The sequence below is a fragment of the Streptomyces sp. SID14478 genome, assembly GCF_010548525.1.
Classification (GTDB): domain Bacteria; phylum Actinomycetota; class Actinomycetes; order Streptomycetales; family Streptomycetaceae; genus Streptomyces.
Window position 1 is genome coordinate 19,563 of sequence record NZ_JAAGMG010000384.1, and the last position, 24,350, is coordinate 43,912.

At 72.0% G+C, this 24,350-nt stretch carries 19 protein-coding genes, 2 pseudogenes and 1 riboswitch; of the genes and pseudogenes, 5 read left to right on the forward strand and 16 right to left on the reverse strand.

The annotated features are described in order from the left end of the window. Window positions 1–53: 53 nt before the first annotated feature. Window positions 54–1,013 (reverse strand): LLM class F420-dependent oxidoreductase, encoded by a 960-nt coding sequence (locus G3I40_RS12465; RefSeq protein WP_164302223.1) that lies wholly within the window; start codon window positions 1,011–1,013, stop codon window positions 54–56. A 461-nt stretch (window positions 1,014–1,474) separates the two neighbouring features. Continuing rightward, window positions 1,475–2,050, reverse strand: a complete 576-nt coding sequence (locus G3I40_RS12470; protein WP_164302224.1) for a TerD family protein — start codon at window positions 2,048–2,050, stop codon at window positions 1,475–1,477. A gap of 149 nt (window positions 2,051–2,199) precedes the next feature. Between G3I40_RS12470 and G3I40_RS12475 the strand changes: the two genes are divergently transcribed. Beyond that, window positions 2,200–2,412: a hypothetical protein gene (locus G3I40_RS12475; protein ID WP_164302225.1), complete on the forward strand. Its 213-nt coding sequence runs from the start codon at window positions 2,200–2,202 to the stop codon at window positions 2,410–2,412. A gap of 35 nt (window positions 2,413–2,447) precedes the next feature. Here the strand turns inward: G3I40_RS12475 and tatA are convergent, their stop codons facing one another. Then, complete coding sequence (gene tatA, locus G3I40_RS12480) at window positions 2,448–2,660, reverse strand: Sec-independent protein translocase subunit TatA (RefSeq protein WP_164302226.1); 213 nt, start codon at window positions 2,658–2,660, stop codon at window positions 2,448–2,450. Between the two features lie 144 nt (window positions 2,661–2,804). On the opposite strand from tatA, the pseudogene G3I40_RS12485 reads away from it, so the two are divergent. Further along, window positions 2,805–4,136: pseudogene (locus G3I40_RS12485) on the forward strand (LCP family protein); the annotation flags it as partial. A gap of 27 nt (window positions 4,137–4,163) precedes the next feature. Here G3I40_RS12485 and mgtA read toward each other — a convergent pair. From mgtA to G3I40_RS12520, 7 genes are all read right to left on the reverse strand, one after another. Further along, complete coding sequence (gene mgtA, locus G3I40_RS47085; protein WP_239091692.1) at window positions 4,164–6,986, reverse strand: magnesium-translocating P-type ATPase; 2,823 nt, start codon at window positions 6,984–6,986, stop codon at window positions 4,164–4,166. Continuing rightward, window positions 6,889–7,263 (reverse strand): metalloregulator ArsR/SmtB family transcription factor, encoded by a 375-nt coding sequence (locus G3I40_RS12495; protein WP_164302229.1) that lies wholly within the window; start codon window positions 7,261–7,263, stop codon window positions 6,889–6,891. The genes mgtA and G3I40_RS12495 overlap by 98 nt, the downstream gene beginning before the upstream one ends. Before the next feature lie 316 nt (window positions 7,264–7,579). Beyond that, window positions 7,580–8,650 carry a tRNA (adenosine(37)-N6)-threonylcarbamoyltransferase complex transferase subunit TsaD gene (tsaD, locus tag G3I40_RS12500; protein ID WP_343244909.1) on the reverse strand — a complete coding sequence of 357 codons (1,071 nt, stop codon included), beginning with the start codon at window positions 8,648–8,650 and terminating at the stop codon, window positions 7,580–7,582. Window positions 8,651–8,809: 159 nt separating this feature from the next. Next, a complete protein-coding gene (locus G3I40_RS12505; RefSeq protein ID WP_164302230.1) occupies window positions 8,810–10,402 on the reverse strand; it encodes an ATP-binding cassette domain-containing protein in 1,593 nt (530 codons plus the stop codon). Beyond that, the gene (locus G3I40_RS12510; RefSeq protein ID WP_164302231.1) at window positions 10,399–11,232 is read right to left on the reverse strand and encodes an ABC transporter permease; all 834 of its coding nucleotides are present in this window, start codon (window positions 11,230–11,232) and stop codon (window positions 10,399–10,401) included. Before G3I40_RS12510 ends, G3I40_RS12505 begins: the two co-directional genes overlap by 4 nt. Next, window positions 11,229–12,176: an ABC transporter permease gene (locus G3I40_RS12515; protein WP_164302232.1), complete on the reverse strand. Its 948-nt coding sequence runs from the start codon at window positions 12,174–12,176 to the stop codon at window positions 11,229–11,231. Before G3I40_RS12515 ends, G3I40_RS12510 begins: the two co-directional genes overlap by 4 nt. Before the next feature lie 4 nt (window positions 12,177–12,180). Further along, a complete protein-coding gene (locus G3I40_RS12520; RefSeq protein WP_164302233.1) occupies window positions 12,181–13,743 on the reverse strand; it encodes an ABC transporter substrate-binding protein in 1,563 nt (520 codons plus the stop codon). Between the two features lie 51 nt (window positions 13,744–13,794). Further along, window positions 13,795–13,924, reverse strand: a riboswitch (cobalamin riboswitch). 147 nt (window positions 13,925–14,071) lie between these two features. Here G3I40_RS12520 and G3I40_RS12525 point away from each other — a divergent pair. Beyond that, window positions 14,072–14,863 (forward strand): class I SAM-dependent methyltransferase, encoded by a 792-nt coding sequence (locus G3I40_RS12525; RefSeq protein ID WP_164302234.1) that lies wholly within the window; start codon window positions 14,072–14,074, stop codon window positions 14,861–14,863. A 68-nt stretch (window positions 14,864–14,931) separates the two neighbouring features. Here the strand turns inward: G3I40_RS12525 and G3I40_RS12530 are convergent, their stop codons facing one another. From G3I40_RS12530 to G3I40_RS12555, 6 genes are all read right to left on the reverse strand, one after another. Beyond that, window positions 14,932–15,330, reverse strand: coding sequence for an NUDIX domain-containing protein (locus G3I40_RS12530; RefSeq protein ID WP_164302235.1), 399 nt, complete (start codon window positions 15,328–15,330; stop codon window positions 14,932–14,934). Between the two features lie 102 nt (window positions 15,331–15,432). Beyond that, entirely contained in the window at window positions 15,433–16,335 is a 903-nt protein-coding gene (locus G3I40_RS12535; RefSeq protein ID WP_164302236.1) for an MEDS domain-containing protein, read from the reverse strand. 59 nt (window positions 16,336–16,394) lie between these two features. Further along, window positions 16,395–16,748 carry an STAS domain-containing protein gene (locus tag G3I40_RS12540; protein ID WP_164302237.1) on the reverse strand — a complete coding sequence of 118 codons (354 nt, stop codon included), beginning with the start codon at window positions 16,746–16,748 and terminating at the stop codon, window positions 16,395–16,397. Continuing rightward, a complete protein-coding gene (locus G3I40_RS12545) occupies window positions 16,745–20,890 on the reverse strand; it encodes a SpoIIE family protein phosphatase (RefSeq protein ID WP_164302238.1) in 4,146 nt (1,381 codons plus the stop codon). The genes G3I40_RS12540 and G3I40_RS12545 overlap by 4 nt, the downstream gene beginning before the upstream one ends. Window positions 20,891–21,137: 247 nt before the next feature. Continuing rightward, window positions 21,138–21,626: a hypothetical protein gene (locus tag G3I40_RS12550; RefSeq protein ID WP_164302239.1), complete on the reverse strand. Its 489-nt coding sequence runs from the start codon at window positions 21,624–21,626 to the stop codon at window positions 21,138–21,140. 112 nt (window positions 21,627–21,738) lie between these two features. Then, window positions 21,739–22,362 (reverse strand): TetR/AcrR family transcriptional regulator, encoded by a 624-nt coding sequence (locus G3I40_RS12555; protein WP_164302240.1) that lies wholly within the window; start codon window positions 22,360–22,362, stop codon window positions 21,739–21,741. 141 nt (window positions 22,363–22,503) lie between these two features. Here G3I40_RS12555 and G3I40_RS12560 point away from each other — a divergent pair. Both G3I40_RS12560 and G3I40_RS12565 read left to right on the forward strand, forming a co-directional pair. Further along, window positions 22,504–23,657: pseudogene (locus G3I40_RS12560) on the forward strand (NAD(P)/FAD-dependent oxidoreductase). Window positions 23,658–24,094: 437 nt separating this feature from the next. Next, window positions 24,095–24,280: a CsbD family protein gene (locus G3I40_RS12565; RefSeq protein ID WP_164302241.1), complete on the forward strand. Its 186-nt coding sequence runs from the start codon at window positions 24,095–24,097 to the stop codon at window positions 24,278–24,280. Window positions 24,281–24,350 lie beyond the last annotated feature (70 nt).

Genomic DNA, 24,350 nt, shown 5'->3' on the forward strand with positions numbered 1-24,350 from the left:
CCACGGTCTCGGCGGGCTCCGGCTCTTTCATCCGGCCAGGTAGGGGGTCAGGGTCAGCGGGCGTCCAGCCGCGGAAGGACCTCGCTGCGATAGAAGTCGAAGAAGCCCTGCTGGTCGGGCCCGATCTGGCCGACGTACACCTCGTCGAATCCCGCGTCGACGTAGGTCGCCACGGCGCGGACGTGTTCGTCCACGTCGTTGCCGCAGACCATGCCGTCGGCCACGGCCTCCTCGGTCACGAGCGTCGCGGCCTGCTCGAAGTGAGCGGGGTCGGGCAGCACTTGACCGAGTTCGCCCGGCAGGAACTGGGTGGGCCACAGCCGATGGGCCGTCTTGACCGCTTGGGCCCGGTCGGGGCCCCAGCACACCTTCATGCCGCCGAGGATCGGCTTCTGGCCGCCTCCTGCGCGCCGGAACTGGCCCACCAGATCGGCCTCGGGGGTCATCGTGACGAACCCGTCCCCGATCCGGCCGGCCAATGCCGCCGCCTTGGGACCGAACCCGGAGACGTAGATCGGCACGGGCTCGTCGGGCACCGTGTACAGACGGGCGTTCTCCACCGTGTAGTGCTTGCCGCGGTGGGTGATCTCCTCGCCGCTCTGCAGGCTCCGGATGACCTGGACCGCCTCCTCCAGCATCTCCAGGCGCACATCGACAGCCGGCCAGGGGTCACCGAGAATGTGCTCGTTGAGCGCCTCACCGCTGCCCACACCGAATCGGAAACGGTTGCTCGTCAGGACCCCCGAGGTCGCGACGGCCTGAGCGGTGACCGCCGGGTGCATCCGAACGGTGGGGCAGGTGACGAACGTCGTCACGGGCAGTGACGTCGCCTGGGCGAGCGCGCCGATCATCGACCACACGAAGGGGCTCTGCCCCTGCTCACCCGTCCACGGGTGGTAGTGATCGGAGAGCGCCAGGCCGGTGAATCCGGCCTGTTCCGCGGCGCGAGCCTGCTCCAGCAGCTCGGCCGGCGTGAACTCCTCGCTCGCCAGGAAGTATCCGAAACGCGCCATTGCCTGCTCCTCACTGCGTTGTAGCTCGCCACGCCGCCGCTTCGTGGGCTGTTCGCGCGCCCGGCAGTAACCCGGGCCCGGTCCGGCGGGGGGCGCGTGGCTTCCTCGGCGCACCCTCATCAGCCTGCGCGATCCCGGCGAACGGCACCACACGAGGGGGTTCGAGAGGCCCGTGTACCCAGCGGTCGCCACCCGAATCGAGGAAGAGGCTCCAGGTCACCGGGCCTGTCACCCCGCGCCCGGCCCGCAGCCGGCTGCCCCAGGAGCCCCGTCGCGTACGCCCGTCGCGGATACGCGAGGACCGGCGACGCCCGCGGACCGGCCCCGTCAGACCTTCCTCCCGCCGGGGAAGGCAGGATCGCCGCAATGCCGGGGGGCACGGGGTCACCAGAGCGCGGGGCCCACCGTCCGGCTGTGAGGAGGTGCCAGGACAAGCGGACGCGGGCCACGCCGCATGAGGGTCAGACCTGTACGCCGAAGTCCTGGGCGATCCCCCGCAGTCCGGACGCGTAGCCCTGGCCGACCGCGCGGAACTTCCACTCCGCCCCGTGCCGGTACAGCTCGCCGAAGAGCATCGCCGTCTCGGTGGAAGCGTCCTCGGACAGGTCGTAGCGGGCGATCTCGGCGCCGCCCGCCTGGTTCACGACGCGGATGAACGCGTTGCGGACCTGGCCGAAACTCTGCCCGCGCGCTTCGGCGTCGTGGATCGACACCGGGAAGACGATCTTGTCGACCTCGGCGGGCACGGCCGCCAGGTTCACCTTGACGCTCTCGTCGTCGCCCTCGCCCTCACCCGTGAGATTGTCGCCGGTGTGCTCGACCGAGCCGTCCGGGCTGGCGAGGTTGTTGTAGAAGACGAAGTGCTGGTCCGAGAGCACCTTTCCGGACGCGTCGCACAGCAGGGCGCTCGCGTCGAGGTCGTAGTCGGCACCCGTCGTGGTCCGCACGTCCCAGCCCAGGCCCACCAGGACCGCTGTCAGGCCCGGCGCCTCCTTGCTCAGGGACACGTTGCCGCCCTTGCCCAGGGAAACTCCCACCGCTGCTACCTCCATCGTTCGAGCCGTCGGTCACGGCGTGCTGCCACCCGGGACAACGCGCATGCCACGGCAATGGTTCCATTGATTGCGCAATCACTAAAGCTTCATGTAGGGCACAGGCCTACACCCACCACCACAAGGAGTACCCGATGTTCTCGGACGTGGGCCCCCTGGAGACGGTCACGATCGCGGCCATCGGAGGCAGCCTCATGCTCGGGCCGGACAGACTGCCGGAGTTCCTGCAGAACGCGGGCCGTACGGTGCGCAGACTCCGCAAGTTCCCCGAGAGCGCCCAGCAGGAGGCCGCCCCGAACTCGGCCCGGGATCCGAGGAGTTCGATGTCCGCGGCCTGCGCCCGATGACCTTCGTGCGCAAGCACGCCCTGACCGGCCGTGGCTCAGCGAACGGCGCCGGGCTCGTCGGCCGCGGCCTTCGCGGGCTCCGCCGTCCGCACCCCCTCCTCCTTCATGGCCTTGGTCTCGCTCTTGAGGATGCGCAGCGACTTGCCCAGCGAGCGGGCTGTGTCGGGCAGCTTCTTCGAGCCGAAGAGCAAGATGACCACCAAGGCCAGGATCAGCAGGTGCCAGGGCTCAAGGGCGTTGCGGAACACGGAGTCCACCTCTCGTCGCATTGCTCGCGCCGGAGCGCGGCGGATGCGCCGCGCTCTCAGCATTACTTGCTACATTGCGCAACCGTACAACCTTGGGGTGGCGCCGGTCTCCCCTGACAAGACCCACACGACGAAGGCCCGTACATGACGCAGACCTCCGAGGCACGGGCCGCACGTGCCCGGCACAGAGCCACGTCCTCGCGCCGCCGGCTGCGGATCGCACTCACCACGGGGCTGGCGGTCCTCGTCCTGGTGACGGCCGGCGCGGGCTGGCTGTACCTGAAGCTCAACGGCAGTATCGACACCTTCGGCGCGGACGGCGTGTCCAAGAACCGTCCCGACGCCGAGGCATCGAAGGGCGAGAACGTCCTGGTCATCGGCACCGATGCCCGCACCGGCGGCAACAGCGCTCTGGGCGGCGGCGACAAGCGCGACATCGGACGCTCCGACACCGCGTTCCTGCTGCACGTCTACGCCGACCACCGGCACGCCGTCGGTGTCTCCCTGCCCCGCGACACCCTCGTGACCGTCCCGCCGTGCAGACTCCCCGACGGCTCGTGGAGCAGGACGCAGCCGAACGTGATGTTCAACTCTGCCTACGCGATGGGCAACACGGCCGAAGGCAACCCCGCTTGCACCCAGAACACGGTGGAGGAACTGACCGGGCTGCGGGTCGACCACACCGTCGTCGTCGACTTCATGGGCTTCTCGAAACTCACCGATGTCGTCGGCGGCGTGAAGGTGTGCCTGCCGAACGACATCCACCAGAACGACCTCGATCCGAACCGCACCTCCCCGGGCAGGCTCGTCTTCAAGAAGGGCGAGCAGACCGTCGCGGGACAGCAAGCCCTCGACTACGTCCGCATCCGGCACGGCATAGGTGACGGCTCCGACATCGGCCGCATCAAGCGTCAGCAGGCCTTCGTCTCCAGCCTCCTGACCAAGATCAAGGACGACGGCTTCACGCCCGCCAGGCTGCTGCCGCTCGCCGACGCCGCCACCAAGTCCATGACCGTGGACCCCGGACTCGGCTCCGCGGACAAGCTGCTGAAGTTCGCGATGTCGCTCAAGAACATCGACCTGCACAACACCAAATTCGTCACCATCCCGTGGCGGTACCAGGGCAACCGCGTCGCCGTCGTCCAGCCCGACGCGGACGCGCTGTGGGCGGCGCTCAAGGACGACCGCACCCTCGACGGCAAGAACGCCGGCGCGAAGAGGAGCGGCGGGCCCACCGCATCCGCAGCGCCTGCGGCAAGCGCCGCCGGCGAGATCTCGGGCCGGGGCATCTCCGTCGCCGTCTCCAACGGCACCACCACGCGAGGTCTCGCCGCACGGGCCGCCGACCGCCTCACCGAGCACGGCTTCACCGTCACCGGCACCGGCAACGCCTCCTCCCGGCACCGCGCCACCACGACGATCACCTACGGCCCCGGGCAGAAGGCCGACGCCCAGGTGCTCGTCGGCCTCTTCCCCGGCGCCGAACTTACCGCCGGCACCGGCTCAGGCCTCGGCGTCGCCCTCGGCTCGGACTACTCCCCCGCCGCCACAACCGCCTCCGCGCCCCCGAAGGCCCTGCCCTCCCGCGTGGCCGACGGCGCACGTTCGGCCGATGAGGACATCTGCTCGAACCTGTCCTACGGCTGAACCCCGCGCCCGCCTGCCCAGCACGAGCAGTGCCGCCGCGTACAGCGCGAGGACCGCGGCCAGCAGCAGGTAGTACAGGGCGGGCAGCGACGTCAGGCCCAGGAGCGGACCCAGAGGTGTGAGCGGGACGGCGAGGCCGATGACGGCGAGACCGGTGGCCGCCCAGCGCACCGGCCCCGGCGTGCGGCCCTCGGCGGTGCGGCGCCCGGTGCGCAGCAGAAGCATGACGAGGGCCTGGGTCAGCAGGTTCTCGGTGAACCACCCCGCGTGGAAGCCGGCCTGGTCCTCCGGACCGAACGCGCCGGGCAGGCACACGGCGATGACCCCGAAGGTGGCGAGGTCGGCGAGCGCCCCCAAGCCCCCGAAGCCGGTGAGGGTACGTAGGAAGGCGCGCGGTCGCAGCAAGGTGGGGCGGCGCAGTGCGGCCGGGTCCGGCCGGTCGTGGGCCAAGGCGAGCTGGGCAGCGTCGAAGCACAGGTTCTGCACGAGGACCTGCGCCGGGAGCATCGGCAGGAACGGCAGCAGCAGCCCCGCCACGAGCATCGCGATCACGTTGCCCAGGTTGGAGGAGAACGTGATGCGCAGGTACGAGGCGATGTTGGCGCTGGAGCGCCGACCCGCGTCGACCGCGTGCCCGATGGCGGTGAGGTCCTTCTCTGCGAGCACCACGTCCGCGCTGCGACGGGCCACGTCGACACCGTCGCGCGGGCAGACGCCGACGTCGGCGGCGCGCAGCGCGGGCAGGTCGTTGACGCCGTCACCGAGGAACCCGGTGGTGTGCCCGCGGGCTCGCAGGGCGCTGACGACGCGGGCCTTGTCGGCGGGGGTGCAGCGGGCGAACACCGTGGTGCGGTCGGCCAGCCGGGGCAGGTCCTCGTCGCCTAGACCGGCCAGTTGTTCGCCCGTGACGACGTCCCCCGGGTCGATGCCCAGGTCGCGGCAGGCGCGTGCGGCGGTGGCCGGATGATCGCCGGTGAGCACCTTCAGCGTGACGCCCTGTCCGGTGAGGGCGCGGACGGCGTCCGGCGCAGTGTCGGCAAGGGCGTCGCGGAAAGCGACGAAGCCGCAGAAGGTCAGGCCGCGTTCGTCGACCGGTGTCCAGGCACGGGTGCGGGCCGCGCGCCGCGCCGTGGCCACGGCCAGCAGCCGCACCCCGTCGGCGGCCAGGTCAGCGGCGCGCTTCAGCAGTCCGGCGCGCTCCTCCTCGCTCATCGCGCAGCGTTCCAGGACCTCCGGCACGGCGCCCTTCACCGCGAGGGTCAGGGTGCCGAGCGCGCCGGGTTCGCGTACGACGGCGGTGGCGAGGCGGCGTACGGGATCGAAGGGCAGGGCGTCGACCCCGTCGTACGCCTCCCAGTCCTCGGGTCCGGTGGCGGCGAGGAGGGCCTCGTCCAGCGGGTCGGGGTCGGCGAGTTCGGCGGTCTGCAGCGTCCACCAGGCGCAGGCCCCCGCCCAGTGGAGGGCGTCGGGGTCGGTGCGCCCGGCGTCGACGACGGGTTCGTCGCGGGTGAGGGTGCCGGTCTTGTCGACGCACAGCACGTCGACGGCGCCGAGGTCGTGCAGGGCGGGCAGGCGGCGCACGATGACACCGTGGCTGCGGGCGAGCAGCGACGCGCCGCGGGCCAGGCAGGTGGTGACGACGACCGGGAGCATCTCGGGCGTCAGGCCGACCGCCACGGCGACGGCGAACGGCAGCGTCTCCAGGCCCCGGCCGCGCAGCGCCGCGTTCGCCATCAGGACCAGCGGCGGCGTGATCAGCACGAACCGGATGAGCATCCACGAGATGCCGTGCACGCTGCGGTCGAAGGCGCTCGCCGCGCGCCGGTGACCGGTGCCGCGCACCGCGGCGAACCTGGTGTCCGACCCGGTCGCCACCACGACCGCGGTGCCGCTGCCCGAGGCGACGCTGCTGCCCTGGAAGCACAGGTGGACGGTGTCGCCTCCGCGCGGCGCCTCCACCGGCCGCTTCACCACGGGCGCCGACTCCCCGGTCAGCGCCGCCTGTTGCACGGTGAGGCCGTGGGCCCGCAGCAGCCGCAGGTCGGCGGGGACGAGGTCACCCGGCGCCAGCCGGACCACGTCGCCGGGCACCAGGTCGTCGACCGGGATCTCGCGCACCTGCGGATCGGCCCCGGCACCGTCCCTGCGCCGCACGCTCGCGGTCCCCGCGACCAGTTCCCGCAGCCCGTGCCCGGCCCGGTCGGCGCGGTACTCGCCGTGCGCACGCAGCGCACAGCTGACGCTCACCAGGGCGAGGATCACGCAGGCGGTACCCCACGCGGCCACCAGCGCGGAGACGAGCCCGAGGCAGAACAGCACCGCGGTGAACGGATCGCGCAGGCCCTGCCGGAACCGCCTGGCCCAGGAGACGCGCCGGGCGGCGGGCAGCGCGTTCGGTCCGTACCGGACCAGCCGGTTCTCGGCCTCGTCCCCGGTCAGCCCGCGCGGGCTCGTCCCCAGGGCGCGCAGTGTCTGCAGGACGGTCAGGTCGCCGGGGGCGGAGAAGAGGGCGGGGCCGGCCGGGAGTTCGGAACGCTCCGCGGCGTGCCGGGCGGGATGGTGCGTCGCCACCTCGGCGTCTTCAGGCACCGGCCCCGCGCAGGCGGCGCAGCGGGGCACCGGCCTGCTCGGCGCGCTCGGTGAGCTGGCCGACCATGAGCTGCACCACGGTGACCACATCCGGGTCGTCGACGTAGTACACCTGCCGGCGTCCTTCACGGCGTGCGCGGACCAGACCGGCCAGCTTCAGCTTGGTCAGGTGCTGGCTGACCGCGGGCAGCGCACCGCCCACCCGCTCGGCGAGCCCGCTCACGTCGCTCTCGCCCTGCGCCAGGGCCCACACCATGTGCAGCCGTGTCGGCGACGCGAGCAAGGCGAACGACTCGGCCGCCCGGGCGAGCACGTCCGGGGCCGGATCCTCGAACCGTCCCACCGAACCGCCAGACCCTGCCACCACCGGCTCACTCCTGTCCCGCGCCGACGCTCCCGCACGACGGCGCCGCGCTCGTGTCTTCGCCGGGCAAGTCTAGGCGTCACGGCACCGAGGCCGACGTCACGGGACCGAGGCCGAGAGGGGCGGCCGGGGGTCCGGTCCGAGACCGCCGCCACGTCGACCGGTACCGGCACGTGACCGTCCTCGATGGCCAGGCACCACAGCCTGTCGTCGATGCGGCGGCGAACGAACTCCCGGACCCCGTCCATCCCACACTCCGGGGGCGGGACGCGTACGCCAACAGCCGCTCGGCAGCGACGAGTCGGATGGGGGGTCACTCTCACGCAGCCCGCACCGCGGACGCTCCCTTCGGGGTGAGAGAGGCGTACTCCAAGGGTGCGGACGGGTCGATGGAGACGTCCAACGGAGCGGGCTCGGCGCCGGCCCGGACGAGGAGATCGCCCACCGCGGCGATCATGGCGCCGTTGTCCGTGCACAGCGTCATCGGCGGCACGCGCAGGGCGATGCCCGCGGCCCGGCACCGCTGTTCGGCCAGCGCCCGGACGCGGGAGTTCGCGGCCACGCCGCCGACCACGATGAGCGTCTTCACGTCGTGGTCGCGGCACGCCTGCAGCGCCTTCCGGGTCAGCACATCGGCGACGGCCTCCTGCAGCGCGGCCGCCCCGTCGGCAACCGACGGCTCCGCGCCGCGCGCACGGTGCTGCTCGACCCAGCGTGCCGCTGCCGTCTTGAGGCCGGAGAACGAGAAGGCGTACGGGTCGTCGCCGGGCCGGGTCAGCGGGCGCGGAAATGCCACGGCCTTCGGGTCGCCGTCGCGTGCGGCGCGGTCGATGGCCGGCCCGCCCGGGTACGGCAGGCCCAGGATGCGCGCGACCTTGTCGAAGCACTCGCCGACGGCGTCGTCGAGGGTGTCGCCGAGGTGGAGGATCGGATCGCGCACCAAATCCCGGACCAGGAGCAGGGAGGTGTGGCCTCCGGAGACGATCAGCACGACGCAGGGCTGTGGCAGCGGCCCGTGTTCGAGGGTGTCGGCGGCGACGTGCCCGGCCAGATGGTGCACCCCGTACAGCGGCACACCCGCCGCGTACGCAAGGGACTTCGCGCCGGCCAGGCCGACCTGCAGCGCCCCTGACAGACCGGGTCCGGTCGTCACGGCGACGGCATCGATGCGGTCCAAAGACAGATCGGCCCGGGCCAGCGCCTGCCGGACCACCGGAGCGAAGGAGTGCAGGTGGGCACGGGCCGCGATCTCGGGCACCACGCCGCCGAAGCGGGCGTGCTCGTCCATGCTCGACGCCACTACGTGGGCCAGCAGCTTTCCGTCCTGCACGATCCCCGCACCGGTCTCGTCGCACGACGACTCGATCCCCAGCACCACCGGTCCGCTCACCACGACCTCCTTCTGCACATATTCCGTAGTTGCAATATATGTGCAATAAGAGATCACCGGACGCCCGCCCCACCGCACGCCACCGAGGAGGGGCGAGACCGCCCGCCGGGCTTCCTCCGCGCCGACTTCCACGGGTCCCCGCCGACGCCCCGCCCGCTCTCACCCTCGCGGAACGGCTCGCCCCCGCACTCCCGGCAGCAGCCTGTCGACCTGCCCGCGTCGCACGCAGCGGCCGCTGTCGAACTCGACCACCTCGTCGGCCACCGCGCGCACCGCGGGCAGGTCATGGCTGAGGAAGAGCAGTGCCGTCGAGGCGGGGGCGAGCAGGTTCGGCAGTGCGGTCAGGGCGAGTTCGCGCGATGCGGTGTCCAGCGCGGAGGTCACCTCGTCACAGACCAGCAGCGCCGGGCGTGCCGTCAGGGCGCGTACCAGTGCGCAGCGCTGCAGCTGGCCGCCGGACAGCTCGTCGGGATTGCGGTCCAGCTGGGCGGCGTCGAGGCCCAGCGCGGCCGCGACGTCCCTCGCCTCGGCTGCCGCTTCGGCGGGGCGCAGACCCCGCAAGAGGCGTGCGGTATCGGCCAGTTGACCCAGGAGCGGGCGGTGCCTCTCGAAGGAGCCCGCGCTGCTCTGGTGCACGTATTGGACGGCACGGCGCTGGGCGGTGGTGCGCCGGTCGATGCGGGCGGGCAGCAGGGCTCCGTCGAGGTGCACTTCGCCCGAGGTCGGCGTGGTCAGACCGGCCAGGACCCGGGCGAACGTCGTCTTGCCGGAGCCCGAGGGTCCGAGCAGCGCGGTTCTGCTGCCGGGCGGAAACGACATCGACACGGGGCCGGTGAGGGGGTCGGCGGACCGGCGGCGGACGACGATCGCCATGGCGGTGACGCCGGCGGATCGAGCCGTTCCAGGACCGTTCGCCGTGGGTGGCGCGTGGCGCGCGGCCGTTGTGCGGTGCTCCGCGGCGAGCAGTTCCCGGGTGGCGCGATGACGTGCTGCGGTGCTCTGCCCGGCCACGGAGTCGTCGGTGCCGAGGACCTCCCTCGCGGGGCCGCTCTCCACCGCCCGCCCGTGCTCCAGCACGACGACCTGGTCCGCCGTCCTGCGGACCGTGGGCAGGTCGTGGCTGAGCAGCAGTACGCCCGCGCCGGCGTCCGCAAGACCACGGACGGTGCGGCCCAGCGCATGGGCGAGCGCAGGGTCCAGGCCACTCGTGGGCTCGTCCAGGACGAGCAGTCGTGCCCCCGTGACCAGGGCGGAAGCGAGCGCGAGTCTCTGTTGCTGCCCTCCGGAGAGCTGGTGCGGGAAGCGGCGGTGAGCGGTGGCCCGGTCGAGACCTGCGGCGTCAAGAGCGCGTGCGGCGGCGGCCATGCGCGCGGCGCGTCCCCGGTGGCCGAGCGCGGCCAGTTCCGTCAGCGCTCCCTCCACCCGGCGGACCGGGTCGAGCACTTCTTCGGGATGCTGCGGCAGGTGGGCGGCTCGCCCCGCCCGTGCCGAGCGTCGCCCCGCCGGGCTGAGGGCCATGAGATCCGTGCCCTCCAGCAGGACGCTCCCCGACAGCGTCACGGAGTCTCGCGAGGCGCCGAGCGCGGCCAGCCCCAGCGTGGTCTTGCCACTTCCGGACGGTCCGACGACGGCGACGACCGTGCCCGGCCCGACGGTCAACTCGACCTCGTCCAGGAGTGGGTGCGGCGCGCCCTCCGCATGGGCCGAGACTTCCGCCATTGCCAGGAGCGGCGCGGGAACGGCACCGGTCATGCTCTCCTCCTCTTGCCCGCGAAGGTGCGGTCGACGAGCAGGTTGCCGCCGACGCACAGTGCCGTCAGCAGACCCGCGGGCACCAGCACGGCGGCGGGCTGGGTGAACAGGGCGTCGCTGTTGCGCTCGATGAGTACCGCCCAGTCCGGCGAGGACGCGGGCAGACCGAGACCGAGGAAGTTGGCGGACGCCAGCAGGTACAGCACGGTGGAGAACCGGCCACCCGCGTCGGTGGCCAGCGGCGCGGCCACCTCCCGGGCCACGTGCCGCAGATGGATGTACGCCCAGCCGTGCCCCTGCATGCGCAGCGCCTCGACGACCGTCCGGGAGCCGGGCGCGAGCGCGGCTCCTCGCACCAGGCGGGCCACGGCCGGGACCTGGAGCACCCCGGCGACCGCCACCAGTCCCGTCCACTCGCGGTGCCCTGTCGCGGCCAGGGTCATCAGCACCAGCAGGCCGGGAAAGGCCAGCAGGAGGTCCATCGTCCGCATGACCGTCTCGTCGAGACCCCGGCGCGGGCCCGCCGCCAGCAGCCCCAGGGGAATCCCGGCGGCCATGCCGACGGCGAGCGCGGCCAAGGCGCTGCCCACCACCGAGGCACCTCCCTGGAGCACGAGCGAGAGCACGTCGCGCCCCAGCACGTCCGTGCCGAGCGGATGCCCCCGGCCGGGCGACTGCGAGGGCAGCGCGTCCTGCTGGGGCGAGTCGTCCCCGGCCCACAACGGCCCCACGAGGGCAAGCAGTACGGGGACCCCCAGCAGGACCAGGGCGATCCACGGGCGGCGGCGCCCTGCCGTACCGGTGGTGTGCGTACCGTGCTGCAGGGTCATGCCGTCACCTCCCGGCGGGGCGCCAGGCGATGGGCGGCCAGGTCTCCGAGCAGGTTCACGAACACGGCGGTGCCGGCGAACAGCAGCGCGTACGTCTGGAATTGCGGCGCGTCCCGGTTCTGGACCGCCTCGACGAAGCCGTTGCCCAGCCCCCGGAATCCGAACACCGCCTCCACCAGCACGGCGCCGCCCAGCAGCCCCTCCACGCAGCGGGCGTACTGCTGCGCCGCGGGCCCCAGCGCGTTGGGCAGGACGTGGCGCAGTACCACGGTGCGCTCCCGCATCCCGAGCAGGCGCAGGTGCTCGGCGACGGCGCCGTGCCGCTCGGCCGCCACGCCCGCCCGGATCTGCCGGGCCAGGTCACACAGGTGGCGGGACGTCAGCACGATGACGGGAAGCACCAGGACGGCTGGCTGGGCGAGCAGGGCGTCCGCGTCCATGCCGACGGCGGTGGCGGGCAGCAGGCCGGCCGCAAGGGACACCGAGGCGACCAGCAGCAGTCCGAGGACGAACTCCGGCACGGCATGCAGCACCAGCGCGGCCGTGTTCAGGGCGCGATCGACGCGGCTTGCCTCGCGCAGCCCCGAGACGGTGCCCACGACGGGTGCCAGCACGGTGACCAGCAGCAGCGCCGGCACGCCCAGCAGCACCGTCACGCCGGCGCGGCGGCCGATGTCGTCGCCGACCGGCAGCCCGGTCGTCAGGGAGTTGCCGAGATCACCGGTGAGCAGATGGCCGAGCCACTGACCGAAGCGGGTCCAGGCAGGTTCGTCGAGACCCAACTGGTCGCGCAGTGCGGCGACTTGTTCGGGGGTGCCGAGCTCCCCGCGCAGCACGTCGGCCGTGTCACCGGGCAGTAGCGTGCCGACGGCGAACACGGCGACCAGCACCACCAGGCACTGCAGGACAGCGAGCAGACAGCGTCGCAGGACGTAGGCGCGCACGTCGTCAGCTGATGCGGACCCGGTCGAAACGGGCCCAGTCGTGCGAGTTCGGCGGCGCGGCGCGCAACCCGCTGACCGTCCGCGCGAGAGCGTCGTTGGCATCGGAGAACGCCCACACGAGGAGCCCGGACTCGTCCCGGGCGATCTTCTGGGCGCGGGCAAGGAGCGCGAGGCGGTCCTGCTCGTCACGACTGGCGCGGGCCCGGTCGAGCAGCGCGTCGAACTTCTTCGAGACGTACTGCGTCTGATTGCGGGCGGCACCGCCGCGCACCCGCTGCTGCAGGAAGTCGGAGACCGGCAGGGTGGAACTGGTGTTGAAGGCGGCGACCCCGCTGGTCTTGATCTCGCTGAAGTACGTGCTGGACGCACGGGTGTTGGCCGTCAGCTTCAGTCCGACCTCACGCAACTGCCGCGCCATGAGGTCGGCGGCCGGCTCCCAGGCGGCGTCGACCGCACTGGTCTCCACGGTGATGTGCAGCCCCTGCGCACCGGCGGCCTTCACCAGCCGCCGCGCCTCGTCGACGTCCCGCTCCCGTGGGGCGAGGCCCTCGGGGTAGCCGTCCAGGCCGAGACCGAACAGGTCGTTGCCGACCTCGCCGTGCCCCGCCAGCGCGATGCGGACCAACGCCTCCCGGTCGATGCCCAGTTGCACGGCGCGTATCAGCCGGGGGTCGTCGAACGGCCGACGCCCCGTGCGCAGCAGCAGTTGCTGCGCGGTCGCCCGCTTCGCGGTGAGCAGGCGGACGGCGCTGTCCTTCTTCAGCCGCTCCACGGAGGAGCCGGCCATGTCGGCGCCGTAGTGCACCTGGCCGGACAGCAGCGCGTTGAGCCGTGCCGACTCCTCGTTGGCGGGGACGATCTCCAGCTCGGCGATGTGCGGGGCGCCGTCCCAGTGGTCGGCCCAGCCGCGGTAGCGGGCGGTGCCGCCGGGCGTGAACGACACGTACGTGAAGGGGCCGGAGCCGACGGGCTTGCGGAAGTCGGTCGTCCCGTCCGGGACGATCTCCGTGCCGGGGCCGGCGAAGACCATGGGGAAGGCGAAGTTCGGGGACTTCAACACGAACTCCACGGACCGTGCGCCGTCGGCCCTGCTCGCGGCGAAGTCGATCGCGGAGAGGAGCACCTGCGACGGCGAGCCGGTCCTGGGATCGGCGGCGCGCCGGTAGCTGTAGAGGACGTCCTTCGCGGTGACCGGTTTCCCGTCGTGGAAGGTCGCCTCGCGCAGGCGTATGCGCCAGCGGGCGCCGGAGGCGTCGCTCTCCCACGCGTCCGCGAGCCGCTTGCGCACCGACATGTCGTCCGCGTACGTACCGAGCGTGTCGTAGAGGGCCTTCGCGCGGGCCTGGTCGACGAAGTTCGGGGCGACGTGCGGATCGAGGGTCTCCTGGGAGCCGCCGGAGGTGAACGCGGCGCGGAATCGGGTGCTGCTCCCCCCGTCCTTGGTGTCGGCGCCGCAGCCGCTCAGCAGGCCGGAACCGGCGAGCGCCAGAGCGCCTCCGGCCGCCAGTACGCCGCGCCTGCCCGGTTGCGGGCGTCGCTCCGGCTGCGTCCGGACATGCGTCGTCACATCGATCCTCTCCGGGGTGTCCTCGCCCCTGCTGCTGGACCGGCGACGGGTCAGTCTCCTGGCTCCCGGATCGCAGCTCGCCTCCGCCTTCCCGGCCGCGTACCGCGGTCAGTGGCGTGCGGGAGGATCGCTTCCCGGTCACAGTGGCGGGACCGCGCCGGATTCACACCGGCTTCCTGGTCCCCGTCGCCTCGTGCGCTCATTGTGACGCACGCGGCGCCGCGCACCTCCACCCGGTGGGCACCGCGCGAGCGGCGACCTGTGTGATCAGGTGGAGGGGAACCCCGCCGACCCCGACCCGGCACCCAGGGAAGGAACCTCCGCACCCATGACACCGAACGTCTCCACCGAGCGGCACAACTGGCAGCACTGGCAGTCCAGTTGGGATCGCCAGCAGGAGTGGTACATGCCGGACCGGGAGGAGCGGTTCCGCGTCATGATCGACACGGTCGAGGCGCTGACGGGCCGCTCACCGCGCGTCCTCGACCTTGCCTGCGGCACCGGCAGCATCGCGGACCGCCTGCTGCGCCGGCTCCCGGACGCCGATGTCACCTGCGTCGACATCGACCCGCTGCTGCTCACCATCGCCCGCGGCCACTTCACCGGCGACACCCGCGTCATCTTCGCCGAGGCCGACCTCACCGACCCGGCCTGGACACGGCGCCTGCCCCACGCGTCGTACGACGCCGTGGTCACCGCGACCGCGCTGCACTGGCTGGACACCGAGCCCCTCACCCGCCTGTACGGCACGCTGGCCGGGCTGCTGCGCGAGGGCGGTGTCTTCCTCAACGCCGACCACATGAAGGACGAGTCCGCGCCGCGCATCAACGCCGCTCTGCACACCTTGCACACCGAGCGTCAGCGTCAGCAGCGCGAGAAAGGGTCCCTGGACTGGGCCGACTGGTGGCGGGACGCGGCCCGCGACCCGCTCCTGTCGGACGCGGCGAGCGAGCGCTTCGCGCTCCTGGGCGATCCCCGGCAGCCCCGCGCGGGCGCGCCGCGAAAGGACCGCCCGACCGCCACCCGCTGGCACCTCGAGACGTTGCTGGCCCAGGGCTTCGGCGAGGCGCGGCAGGTGTGGTGCTCGGCGAGCGACGCGCTGGTGGCCGCACTCCGCTGACGGCACACGGCCGCCGCGCGCAGGAGGAGCAGTTGCCTCGATCAAGCAGCCTCGGGCGCCGGGGACGGCTAGAGGGCGCCCTTGTCACGCAACAGCGGCAGGAGGTGGTGTGCGACGGCGGGGGCGAGCCGCAGGTCCGGCTCCCGGCCGTCGATCCAGCGCAGGGCGGACAGTTCGGCCGCCGGTACGGGCTCGCCGATCAAGGTCGTGGAGAAGACGGTCAGTTGCATCGGGACTCCTTCGAGCGCTGCCGTCTCCTCCACCTCGGCGAGCCGCTCGAGCCTGCCGGACGCGACTCCCAGCTCCTCCTGCAACTCCCGTACCAAGGTCTCCTCCGGCGCCTCTCCCGGCTCGGGCTTGCCACCCGGAATGTAGAAGATGTCCGGCGCCGCCTGCTTGCTGACGACGAGCAGCTTCCCTTCCTCGACCACGGCTGCGGCGACGACCTTCATGACTGTGTGATCCATCCCCGCATTGTGCCGCCGGACGCCCCTCCCCCGTGAACCCCCTTTCGGGGTCCGCGCTGCCGCGTACGCCTCGGATCCGCCCGGCCGATCCTCACGGCCCCCTCAAGGACGGCGGGCCGTCGCCTCCGACGGCGCGGGCGGACTGACCGTCAAGGACGTGTCGGCGTCCCAGCCGGCCACCCGGATCACCTCGCACAGCGTCGGCGCGAGTTCGACGACGCGCAGCCGCCGCCCCTGTCCGAGTCCGTCGGCCGCCTGCGCCAGGGTGCGCATGCCCGCCAGATCGATGAACTCCAGCCGGCTCATGTCGACCCAGACATCACCCGGCCGCCGGTCGAGGGTCTGCAGAGCGGCGGCCAGCGCATGACTCGTGTGGACGTCGATCTCGCCCTCGACACGCAGACAGGGCTGCCCCGCACGGAACGCGGGCACGAGGCGCAGGCTCGACGAGTCGTGCAGCGGTTCGAGTTCCACCCGGCCGGGGTGCCGGTGGTCGAGGTGGTCCAGGCGCTCCGGCGGGAACCGGTGGGTGTCGTACTGGCAGATCGCCGAGGCCCGCTGCCCGGCGAACACCGCGTTGACCTTTGCCTCGTACTCCTCCAGCAGTTCCACACCGTGCGTGGCGTCCAGCGCCCAGCTCATTTCGCCGCTGACCCGCAGTCCGGAGAATCCGGCGGCCAACGCGGAGCGGACCCGGCGGTGCATCTGTTCCACACCGGCGTCCGGGTCGAAGCGGCCCGCCGTGAGATAGCCCTCCTGCGCCGTGGCCACCGACAGCTGTCCGCGGTCGGCCGCCGCGGTGGCCGGGAGGCCGGCTTCCTCCAGCCAGGCCAGCACGTCCGGCACGGACCGACGGTCGGCGAAGTACGTCAGGTGTTCGCCGCGCCGGAGCCCCGCCGACAGATACGTGCCGATGATCTTCTGTCGTACGGCGTCCTCGTCGAACAACAGGCACAGGTGGTGGCCTTGGTCCGCCTCGCGGATCGGCCGCTCCCGGAACCCCACTTTCGCTCACCCACGCTTCGTGGTGACGTGACCCGCGTGGTGGCGATCCGATCGCGCCCTCATGGCGAGACGTCCGCTTGACCGGATTCCCGGCCCTCGGGTCGCCCGTTGACCGAGGGCGAGCCCTCCGGGCCGCGTACGGCGGCGAGTTCGGTGAGACCGGAGACCTCCACCACGGTGGCGAGCAGTTCGGGAACGATCAGCTCCAGGCGTTCGGCGTAGGAGAACAGGACGTTCAGCCCCGCACTGTCGAGGTAGCTGACGGACCCGAGGTCGACGACGACGCGGCCCGACAGGTCCGCGAGCGCCCGGTCGAGCCGCTCCGCGTTGGTCATGTCGATCTCGCCCGCGGCCGTCAACCAATGGGTGCCGTCCGGGAGTTGGCTCGCGGTGAGGAGCAGCTGGGTGGTCATGACGAGATCCTCGCGCGCATGTCGACGACGGTTCCGGTGGTGCCGGGTGAAATGGTGACGTGCTGCATCAACGCTCGCATCAGGGTAATACCGCGCCCGCGGTGCGCGCTCGCCTCCGGCACCGGTGTCCGCCAGCGGCCGGAGTCGGCGACGGTCAGTCGCAGGTCGTCGAGGAACAGCTCGGCGCGTAGCTGGATGACGTCGCCCGGGGCGTCCCGATGCCCGTGTTCGATGGCGTTCGCGCACGCCTCGCCGGCGGCGATCAGGATGTTCTGCGACGTGGTGACGGGGATTTCGCAGCGGTACAGCCAGGTACGCAACGCATGGCGCACGGGGGCGAGTTGGGAGGACTCCGCGGGGAAGGTGAGGGCGAGCGGGCTGGGGTGACGGTAGAGCAGGAGCGCCACGTCGTCGTCGTAGCCGTCCGGCGGCGCCAGTCTGCCCAGCACGTCGCTGGCGATCTCTTCCACGGTGAGGTGCCGCCCGTTGCGCACGACCTCACCGGCGGCGACGATGCCCTGGGTCAAGGACCGGCCCCGGCGCTCGACCAGTCCGTCGGTGTACAGCAGGAGGGTGGCCCGGGCGGGCAGTATGCACTCGGCCTGGGGGCGGGTCCTGCCCGGCCGTACGGCCAGCGGCAGGGAGCGCGCCTCGTCCAGGAGACGGGACGTGCCGTCGGGGTCGGTGAGGATGCCGGGCGGATGCCCGGCGGTCGAGTACACCAGGCGCCCGGTCTCGGGATCGAGCACCCCGCAGAAGACCGTAGTGCACTCGGCTCCGGGCAGGTCTGCCGCGAAGTGGTCGAGCGCCTGCAAGACGCTCGCGGGCCCGGCGTCCTGGAGCAGCAACGCCCGGCAGGCGCTGCGCAGTTGACCCATGACGGTGGCGGCCTCCAGGCCGTGTCCCACACAGTCGCCGACGACGATGCCGATCCTGCCGTCGGTCAGGGTCAAGGTGTCGTACCAGTCACCGCCGACCTCCAGCGGCCGGGTGGCGGGCTCGTAGCGGACGGCGAACCCTTCCGGCAGGCGGGACGGGCCGAGGATCGCGCGCTGCAGCGCGACGGCGGTCTCCCGCTGCTGGTCGATCTGGTGGGCCCTGGTCAGGCCCTGCGCCAGATGGCCCGCGAGCAGGGACAGCAGCAGCTGGTCCTCCTCAGTGAAGGCGCGGTCCCCCAGGTCGATCCACACCACCATCGCCCCCTCCGGGTGTTCGAGGACGACGCCGGCTCCCGCGTCCCCGGGGACCGGGGTGAGCAGGGGGCGCGCACGAAGGGCCTCGATCGCGCGGCGACGCGCCTGCGGAAGCTCCTGCCAGGTGAGCGGCGCGCTGGCGGTGAGCGTCGGCTCGTCCGGCCGGTCGAACACGGCGGCGACGACGGTACGTGCCTGCCACAACACCTGTAGTTCGGCGAGCGCGCCCGCCAGTGCGTCGGCCAGGTTCGTGGCCCGGGAGAGCCGGGTGCTCAGGGAGGCGAGGGCGCTCTCGCGCTGGATCGCGTAGTGCTCGGCGCTGACGTCGCGCAACGTACCCACCACGACCCGGCGTTCGGTGTCGGGATCCTGGGCCTGGGCGAAGGTGACGGTCGCCCACAGCCGGTGGCCGTCGCGGTGGATGACGGGAACGGTGCGCGAGCCGTTGGCGGCACCGCTCATCCACGTCAGCGGCCCGGCGTCGTCCGGGTCGGCGGCCGGTGCCCACCACGGGTGGGCCGGCGGGTACGGCAGCCCTTCCGGGCCGTAGCCGAGAAGGTCGCTGAACGCGGCGTTGATCTCGATGACCTGCCCGTCCTCGTCGCAGACGAAGAAGGCTTCCTGGAGCGAGTCGACCAAGGCGGTCCGCCAGCGCGCGTGGTGGCCGCGCAGCCGGGCCAGCTCGATGTTCGCCCGGGCCCGCGCCAGGAGTTCGGCGGCCGCGAACGGTTTCACCAGATAGTCGTCCGCGCCCGCCCGCAGGCCCTCGATGGACGCCTCCTGCCCGGCCCGCGCCGAAAGCAGCAGGACCGGCACTGACGCCGTCCGGGAGTCCTCCCGCAGGACCCGCACCAGGGCCAGTCCGTCGAGCCGCGGCATCATCACGTCGCTGATGACGAGGTCGGGGGCGTGCGTGCGCACCGCGTCCAACGCCGCGCGCCCGTCACCGACGGCCTCGACCCGGTACCCGGCGCCCGCCATCAGACGGCTCAGGTACTCCCGCATGTCGGCGTTGTCGTCCGCGATCAGCACCCGTGCCGACGCCGGGGCCAGCGCGCCCAGCGCAGGCGTCAGCGAATCGGCAGGCTCGGGGGCGAGGCCCGCGCCGGCGTCGAGGTGCTCGGTGGGCAGCCAGCGCAGGGCTTCTTGCAGATAGGGGTCGGCCGAGGCCACCTTCGTACGGGCGTCGCCGGGCGGTGCGATCGTGCCCGCCGGCAGGTGACCGCTGCCGAAGGGCAGGCGGATCGTGAAGCACGTCCCCTCGCCCTCGGCGCTCTGCGCGGTGATGGTCCCGCTGTGCAGGGAGACGAGTTCCTGTACGAGGGCCAGGCCGATGCCGCTGCCTTCGTTGGACCGCGCGCGGGTGTTCGCGATGCGGTGGAACCGCTCGAACAGCCGTGGCATCTCGGCGGCGGGCACGCCGACGCCGCTGTCCTCCACCGTGACGACGGCGTGGGTGCCCTCGCCGTGGACGGCGACGCGCACGGAGCCGTCGAAGGTGAACTTCAGCGCGTTGCTGAGCAGGTTGAGGACCACCTTCTCCCACATGTCGCGGTCCAGGTGGACCGGCTCGGTGAGCGGCTCGCAGTCGACGTCGAACGTCAGCCCGGCCCGGTCCATGGCCGAGCGGAACACGCTGGCCAGCTGCGCGGTGACCGTGGCGAGGTCGACGGGTTCGTAGACGGCCTGCATGCGCCCGGCTTCCAGGCGCGAGAAGTCGAGGAGGGTGTTGACGAGTTTGGCGAGCCGCAGGGCGTTGCGGTGGACGACGTCGAGTTCCTCGCGCATGCCCGGGTCGCTGTCGCCCGTGCGTCCGCGCAGCTCGTCGAGCGGGCCCATGATCAGGGTGAGCGGGGTGCGGAACTCGTGGCTGATGTTGGAGAAGAAGGCGGTCTTGGCCCGGTCCAGCTCGGCCAGCGCCTCGGCTCTGCGCTGCTGCGTCTCGTAACTGCGGGCGCTGGAGATGCCCGCCGCGATGTGACCGGCCGTCAGCTCCAGGAATCCCCGGTAGCCGTCGTCGAGCGGCCGGTAGCGGTTCATGCCGGCGACCAGGAATCCGTACGGCGCGCTGCCCTGCTGCAGGAGCGGCACGACCAGTGCCTCGCGGGGCGGGTCCGCCCACTCTCCGGCAGGAAGGGCCTCGACGGCCTCCAGGTCGACGCGGATCTGTTCACCGCGCGCCAGCGCCGCCAGCGGCCACGGCGCCCGCGGGGCATCGGCGGTGACGACGGCCGGCGCGGCCGGATGGCCCTCGCCGATGCCGGAGGTACCGGCGAGACGGGCACCGCCTTCACCGTCGAAGAGGTAAGTGAGCGTGAAGGGGAGGTCTTTGAGGTTCCGGCTCAGCTGACGATCGGTGAACGCCAGCATCTCCTGCTCCGTACGCACCACGCTCGGGTCCGAGCCGATGTCCCGCAGCGTCGCCATGCGACGCTCGCCGATCACCCGGTCCGTGTCCTCGCTGACCACGCACAGCATGCCGACGACGGCTCCGGTGTCATCGCGCAACGGGCTGTACGAGAAGGTGTGGTACGTCTCCTCGGGGAAACCGGAGCGCTCCAGGAACAGCAACAGCGCTTCGTCCCAGGTCGCCTGACCGGTTGTCAGAACGGTGTCGATGCGGGGCCCGATGTCGTCCCAGATCTCCGCCCACACCTCCCGGGCCGATCTGCCCAGCGCCCAGGGGTACTTGCCGCCGAGCGTGTCGCGCCGGTAGGCGGCGTTGCAGAAGAAGGTCAGCTCGGGGCCCCACGCCATCCACATGGAGAACCGGGACGACAGCAGGATGTTCACCGCCGTCCGCAGGCTCTGCGGCCAGTTCCCCGGCGGGCCGAGCGCGGTGGCGGCCCAGTCGACCGCGGCCAGGTCCCGGCCCACCTCACGGTCGGCGGTGAACGCGTCGGTTTCGGTGTGCACCGACGGCTCGCGCTCCATCTCGTCCGAACCCATGCCGCGACACCCCTTCGCACCAGCAGGCTGGGTCGCCGACCGGCACCGTGCACCGTCGCGACCCGGGGCAGCGGACATCCGGCGACCGTGTTGGTCAGCCTGTACCGCCAAGAATCCACATTGCCAGACATGGCGGCAAAGAGACTGTTCTTTGCCGCATCACGTCAGTACGCCGTTGCCCGCCATGCGGTTCTGGCTTCTGGCCTCTGGCTTCTGACCTCTGGCGCGAGAGAGTGAAGTGCCGGGCCTACCAGTCGAGTTCGAGGGAGCCGCCGACCGGCAGCGCGTGCCAGCGCTGCGCGTAGTCGTCGAAGCGGGCCATGATGCGGTCGATGACCGGAGGCAGTTCGTCCCCGCTCACGTAGGCCGGGAGCGTCTTCGCGTGGCCGTGGCGCACCTCCCAGACAGCGACCGCGCTTGCCGCCAGTGCCTCCGAGCGCGCCATGTCCGCTCGCGCCTGCGGAGTCGGCTGCGTCGGCTTCGACTTCCGGCGCCGCGCCGCCTTGTTCCGCTCGGCGGGGTCCGCGGGCCAGAACAGGCCGTTGTCGCCGGCGGCCAGTCGCCCGTACACCCCGCGCTTGATTCCCGCCTCCGCCTCGACCAGGAAGTGCACCAAGTCGTGCGGCAGGTACGAATGTCCGCCGGGGCCGTTGCGCGGCGCCAGCGCGGCGCCCGTCTCGCGGTGCACCGCGATCCAGTAGCCGGTGCCGGGGCCCTTGGTGAAGACGACGCGCATGTCGGTCACGTTAGAGGCCGGGGCCGCCGCCCCGCATCTCGTTTCCCCTCGCCGACCGGTCCTCGTACAACGGGTCACCGCGGTCGGACCGGAGGCGGCGTCGGCACAGGCCTCAGGAAGGTTCGCCGGCAGGTCGGCCGACGGCGGCCGTCCATCCCTGGTCGAGCAGGAGGCACGCTTGGTCGATGGCCGCGGCGGGATCCGGGCGGGATCCGGCAAAGGCGAGGGCTTCCAGCGTGAACCGCGCGTAGGCGGCGCAGAGCAGGTCGTCCTGCGGCCGTCCCGTCTCGTCGGCAAGCACGCGGGCCAGGGCGTCCTCATGGCGCAACGTCATGGCACGGGCGTACTCGCGCAGCGCCGGCGTCTCCTGGATCAGGCGCTGGAACGCGGCGAAGCGGGGATCACTGGTGTGGGACGAGGCGGCGTAGCCGGTGAAGTACGCCCGCAGGGCCTGCGGGATCGTCTGGCCGGGCAGCCGGTCGGTGACGGCGCCGACCAGAGCGGCTTCGTTGTCGGCGTCCTCGTCGAAGACCAGGGCCTCCTTGCCGCCGGGAAAGTAGTTGAACAAAGTCGACACCGATACGTCGGCGACCTCGGCGATCTCCCGGACGCCCACTTGCTCGTAGCCGCGCTCCAGGAACAGGCGCAGCGCCGCGTCGGCCAGCGCCTGGCGGGTGGCGGCCTTCTTGCGGGCGCGTCGCCCACTCGAGGCCGCGCCTCCGGTCGTCTCCGTCATGCCTCGCACCTTACTCCAGTTTTTCGAACGACAACATATTTTGCACTGTTGTATGTTTGTAGCGGTTGGAAATATTCAAACGCCGCGGAACGGATCAGCCGTGCACCGACACCCGTGCCGACACGGCATGAAGGGACCCCCATGAACGCCATAACCCCCACCCAGGCCAGGATCAGCGTCATCGGCGCCGGACCCGGCGGACTGACCTGCGCTCGCATCCTCCAGCGGCGCGGCCTCGCGGTCACCGTCTACGACCGCGACGCGGGGCCCGACGCCCGCAACCAGGGCGGCACCCTGGACCTGCACGCCGACAACGGCCAGATCGCCTTGCGTGAGGCCGGTCTGCTCGATGAGTTCTTCGAGCTGGCACGCCCGGAGGGGCAGGAGATGCGTCAGCTGGAGCCGGGCGGTGCGCTGCTTTCGCACCAGGTTCCGGAGTCCGACGAGCTCTTCAAGCCGGAGATCGACCGCGGCCAACTGCGCGACCTGCTGCTGGAGTCGCTGCTGCCCGGAACGGTGCGGTGGGGCAGCGCACTGGAGAAGGTCGACGGCCCGCCGACGGACCGCGGCAGCTGCACTTCTCCGACGGCACCATCGTCGAGAGCGACTTGGTCATCGGCGCCGACGGTGCCTTCTCCCGAGTACGCCGAGCCGTGTCCCCCGCCGTCCCCGAGTACTCCGGGGTGAGCTTCCTGGAGGCCTGGTTCGACGACGTGGACAACAGCCACCCCGAGATCGCCGCACTGGTCGGCCAGGGCGGCGCCCACGCGGCCGACGGCGCACGCGGCATGTTCGCCCAGCGCAACGGCGGCAACCACATCCGCGTCTATCTCATCCAGCGGGCCCCGGCCGACTGGATCCACCAGAGCGGCCTGGCCGCCGCCGACACCGCTGCCATCCGCGCCCGGCTCCTGGAGAGCTACGCCGACTGGTCACCCCAGATGCAGCGGCTGATCACCGACAACGACGGCCCCTACGTGCAGCGCCCGATCTTCGCCCTGCCGGTCCCCCACACCTGGGAGCACAACCCCACCGTCACCCTCCTCGGCGACGCCGCGCACCTCATGCCCCCGCTGGGCGTGGGCGTCAACCTCGCCATGCTCGACGCCGCCGAACTCGCCCTCGCCCTCGCCGACTCCACCACGGTCGACGAGGCCGTGCGCGCCTACGAGCAGACCATGCTCCCCCGCTCCACGGAGACCGCCAAGCTCCTCGAAGGCGGCGCCGAACACCTCCTGTCGCTCGACCTGCCCGACCACAGCGACGCCGAAGGGGACGACCTGGTCCGCTCCTGAGGCCCAACACGCCCCCGATCGGCACCCACCGCACAGCCGCGTCATGAGTGAACAACCCTCTACGCACCGGTGACTGACGGTCGCTGCATGCGGTCGAGGCGTCCCCCTGCCCCGGTCCTGGCGGCCGAGCCCTGACGGTTTCGACGGCGCCCCTGGATACGCGCTGGGGACCACGGACCAGCGCACCGTGGAGGCAGAAGTCAGGCAGGAAGAAAACACGATCGGCGTCAGATGCGCGCCGCGTTCCCTTCGCCCATTAGGCCCATCCCTCGTCGGCCCTGGCCGGCCCGCCACAACGGCGGACAGGCCGCCGCCAGTACCACCGGCGGTCCCGCAAAGCGCCTCGAACCGCAGGCCGGCCCCCGCGCCCGCCGCTCCAGGTGCGAGCCCCACAGTCGCTTCGTACCGTGGCAGCACCCCACCACAAAGGAGTGACCATGGGCGAGAACGCGATGGACAAGGCCAAGGGCAAGGCCAAGGAGATGCTCGGCAAGGCCAGTGGCAACGATCGCATGAAGACCGAGGGCAAGGTCGATCAGGCCAAGGCCGATGCCGAGAAGATGCGCGACAAGGCCAAGGACAAGGTCGAAGGCGCCCGCGACTCACTGAAGAACGACGAGTAGGAACAACGCCTCCACTGCGCCCTCCCGGCGACCGGGAGGGCGCAGGCGTGTCGAGGTGCACGGACCGCGC

Excerpts from the sequence above, each read along its gene's own strand:
- G3I40_RS12465 (WP_164302223.1), bottom strand. The coding sequence starts at position 1,013 with ATGGCGCGTTTCGGATACTTCCTGGCGAGCGAGGAGTTCACGCCGGCC.
- G3I40_RS12475 (WP_164302225.1), top strand. The coding sequence starts at position 2,200 with ATGTTCTCGGACGTGGGCCCCCTGGAGACGGTCACGATCGCGGCCATC.
- mgtA (WP_239091692.1), bottom strand. The coding sequence starts at position 6,986 with ATGTGGTCACCGTGGTGCAGCTCATGGTCGGCCAGCTCACCGAGCGCG.
- G3I40_RS12505 (WP_164302230.1), bottom strand. The coding sequence starts at position 10,402 with ATGACCGGTGCCGTTCCCGCGCCGCTCCTGGCAATGGCGGAAGTCTCG.
- G3I40_RS12510 (WP_164302231.1), bottom strand. The coding sequence starts at position 11,232 with ATGACCCTGCAGCACGGTACGCACACCACCGGTACGGCAGGGCGCCGC.
- G3I40_RS12525 (WP_164302234.1), top strand. The coding sequence starts at position 14,072 with ATGACACCGAACGTCTCCACCGAGCGGCACAACTGGCAGCACTGGCAG.
- G3I40_RS12530 (WP_164302235.1), bottom strand. The coding sequence starts at position 15,330 with ATGGATCACACAGTCATGAAGGTCGTCGCCGCAGCCGTGGTCGAGGAA.
- G3I40_RS12540 (WP_164302237.1), bottom strand. The coding sequence starts at position 16,748 with ATGACCACCCAGCTGCTCCTCACCGCGAGCCAACTCCCGGACGGCACC.
- G3I40_RS12545 (WP_164302238.1), bottom strand. The coding sequence starts at position 20,890 with ATGGGTTCGGACGAGATGGAGCGCGAGCCGTCGGTGCACACCGAAACC.
- G3I40_RS12550 (WP_164302239.1), bottom strand. The coding sequence starts at position 21,626 with ATGCGCGTCGTCTTCACCAAGGGCCCCGGCACCGGCTACTGGATCGCG.
- G3I40_RS12555 (WP_164302240.1), bottom strand. The coding sequence starts at position 22,362 with ATGACGGAGACGACCGGAGGCGCGGCCTCGAGTGGGCGACGCGCCCGC.
- G3I40_RS12565 (WP_164302241.1), top strand. The coding sequence starts at position 24,095 with ATGGGCGAGAACGCGATGGACAAGGCCAAGGGCAAGGCCAAGGAGATG.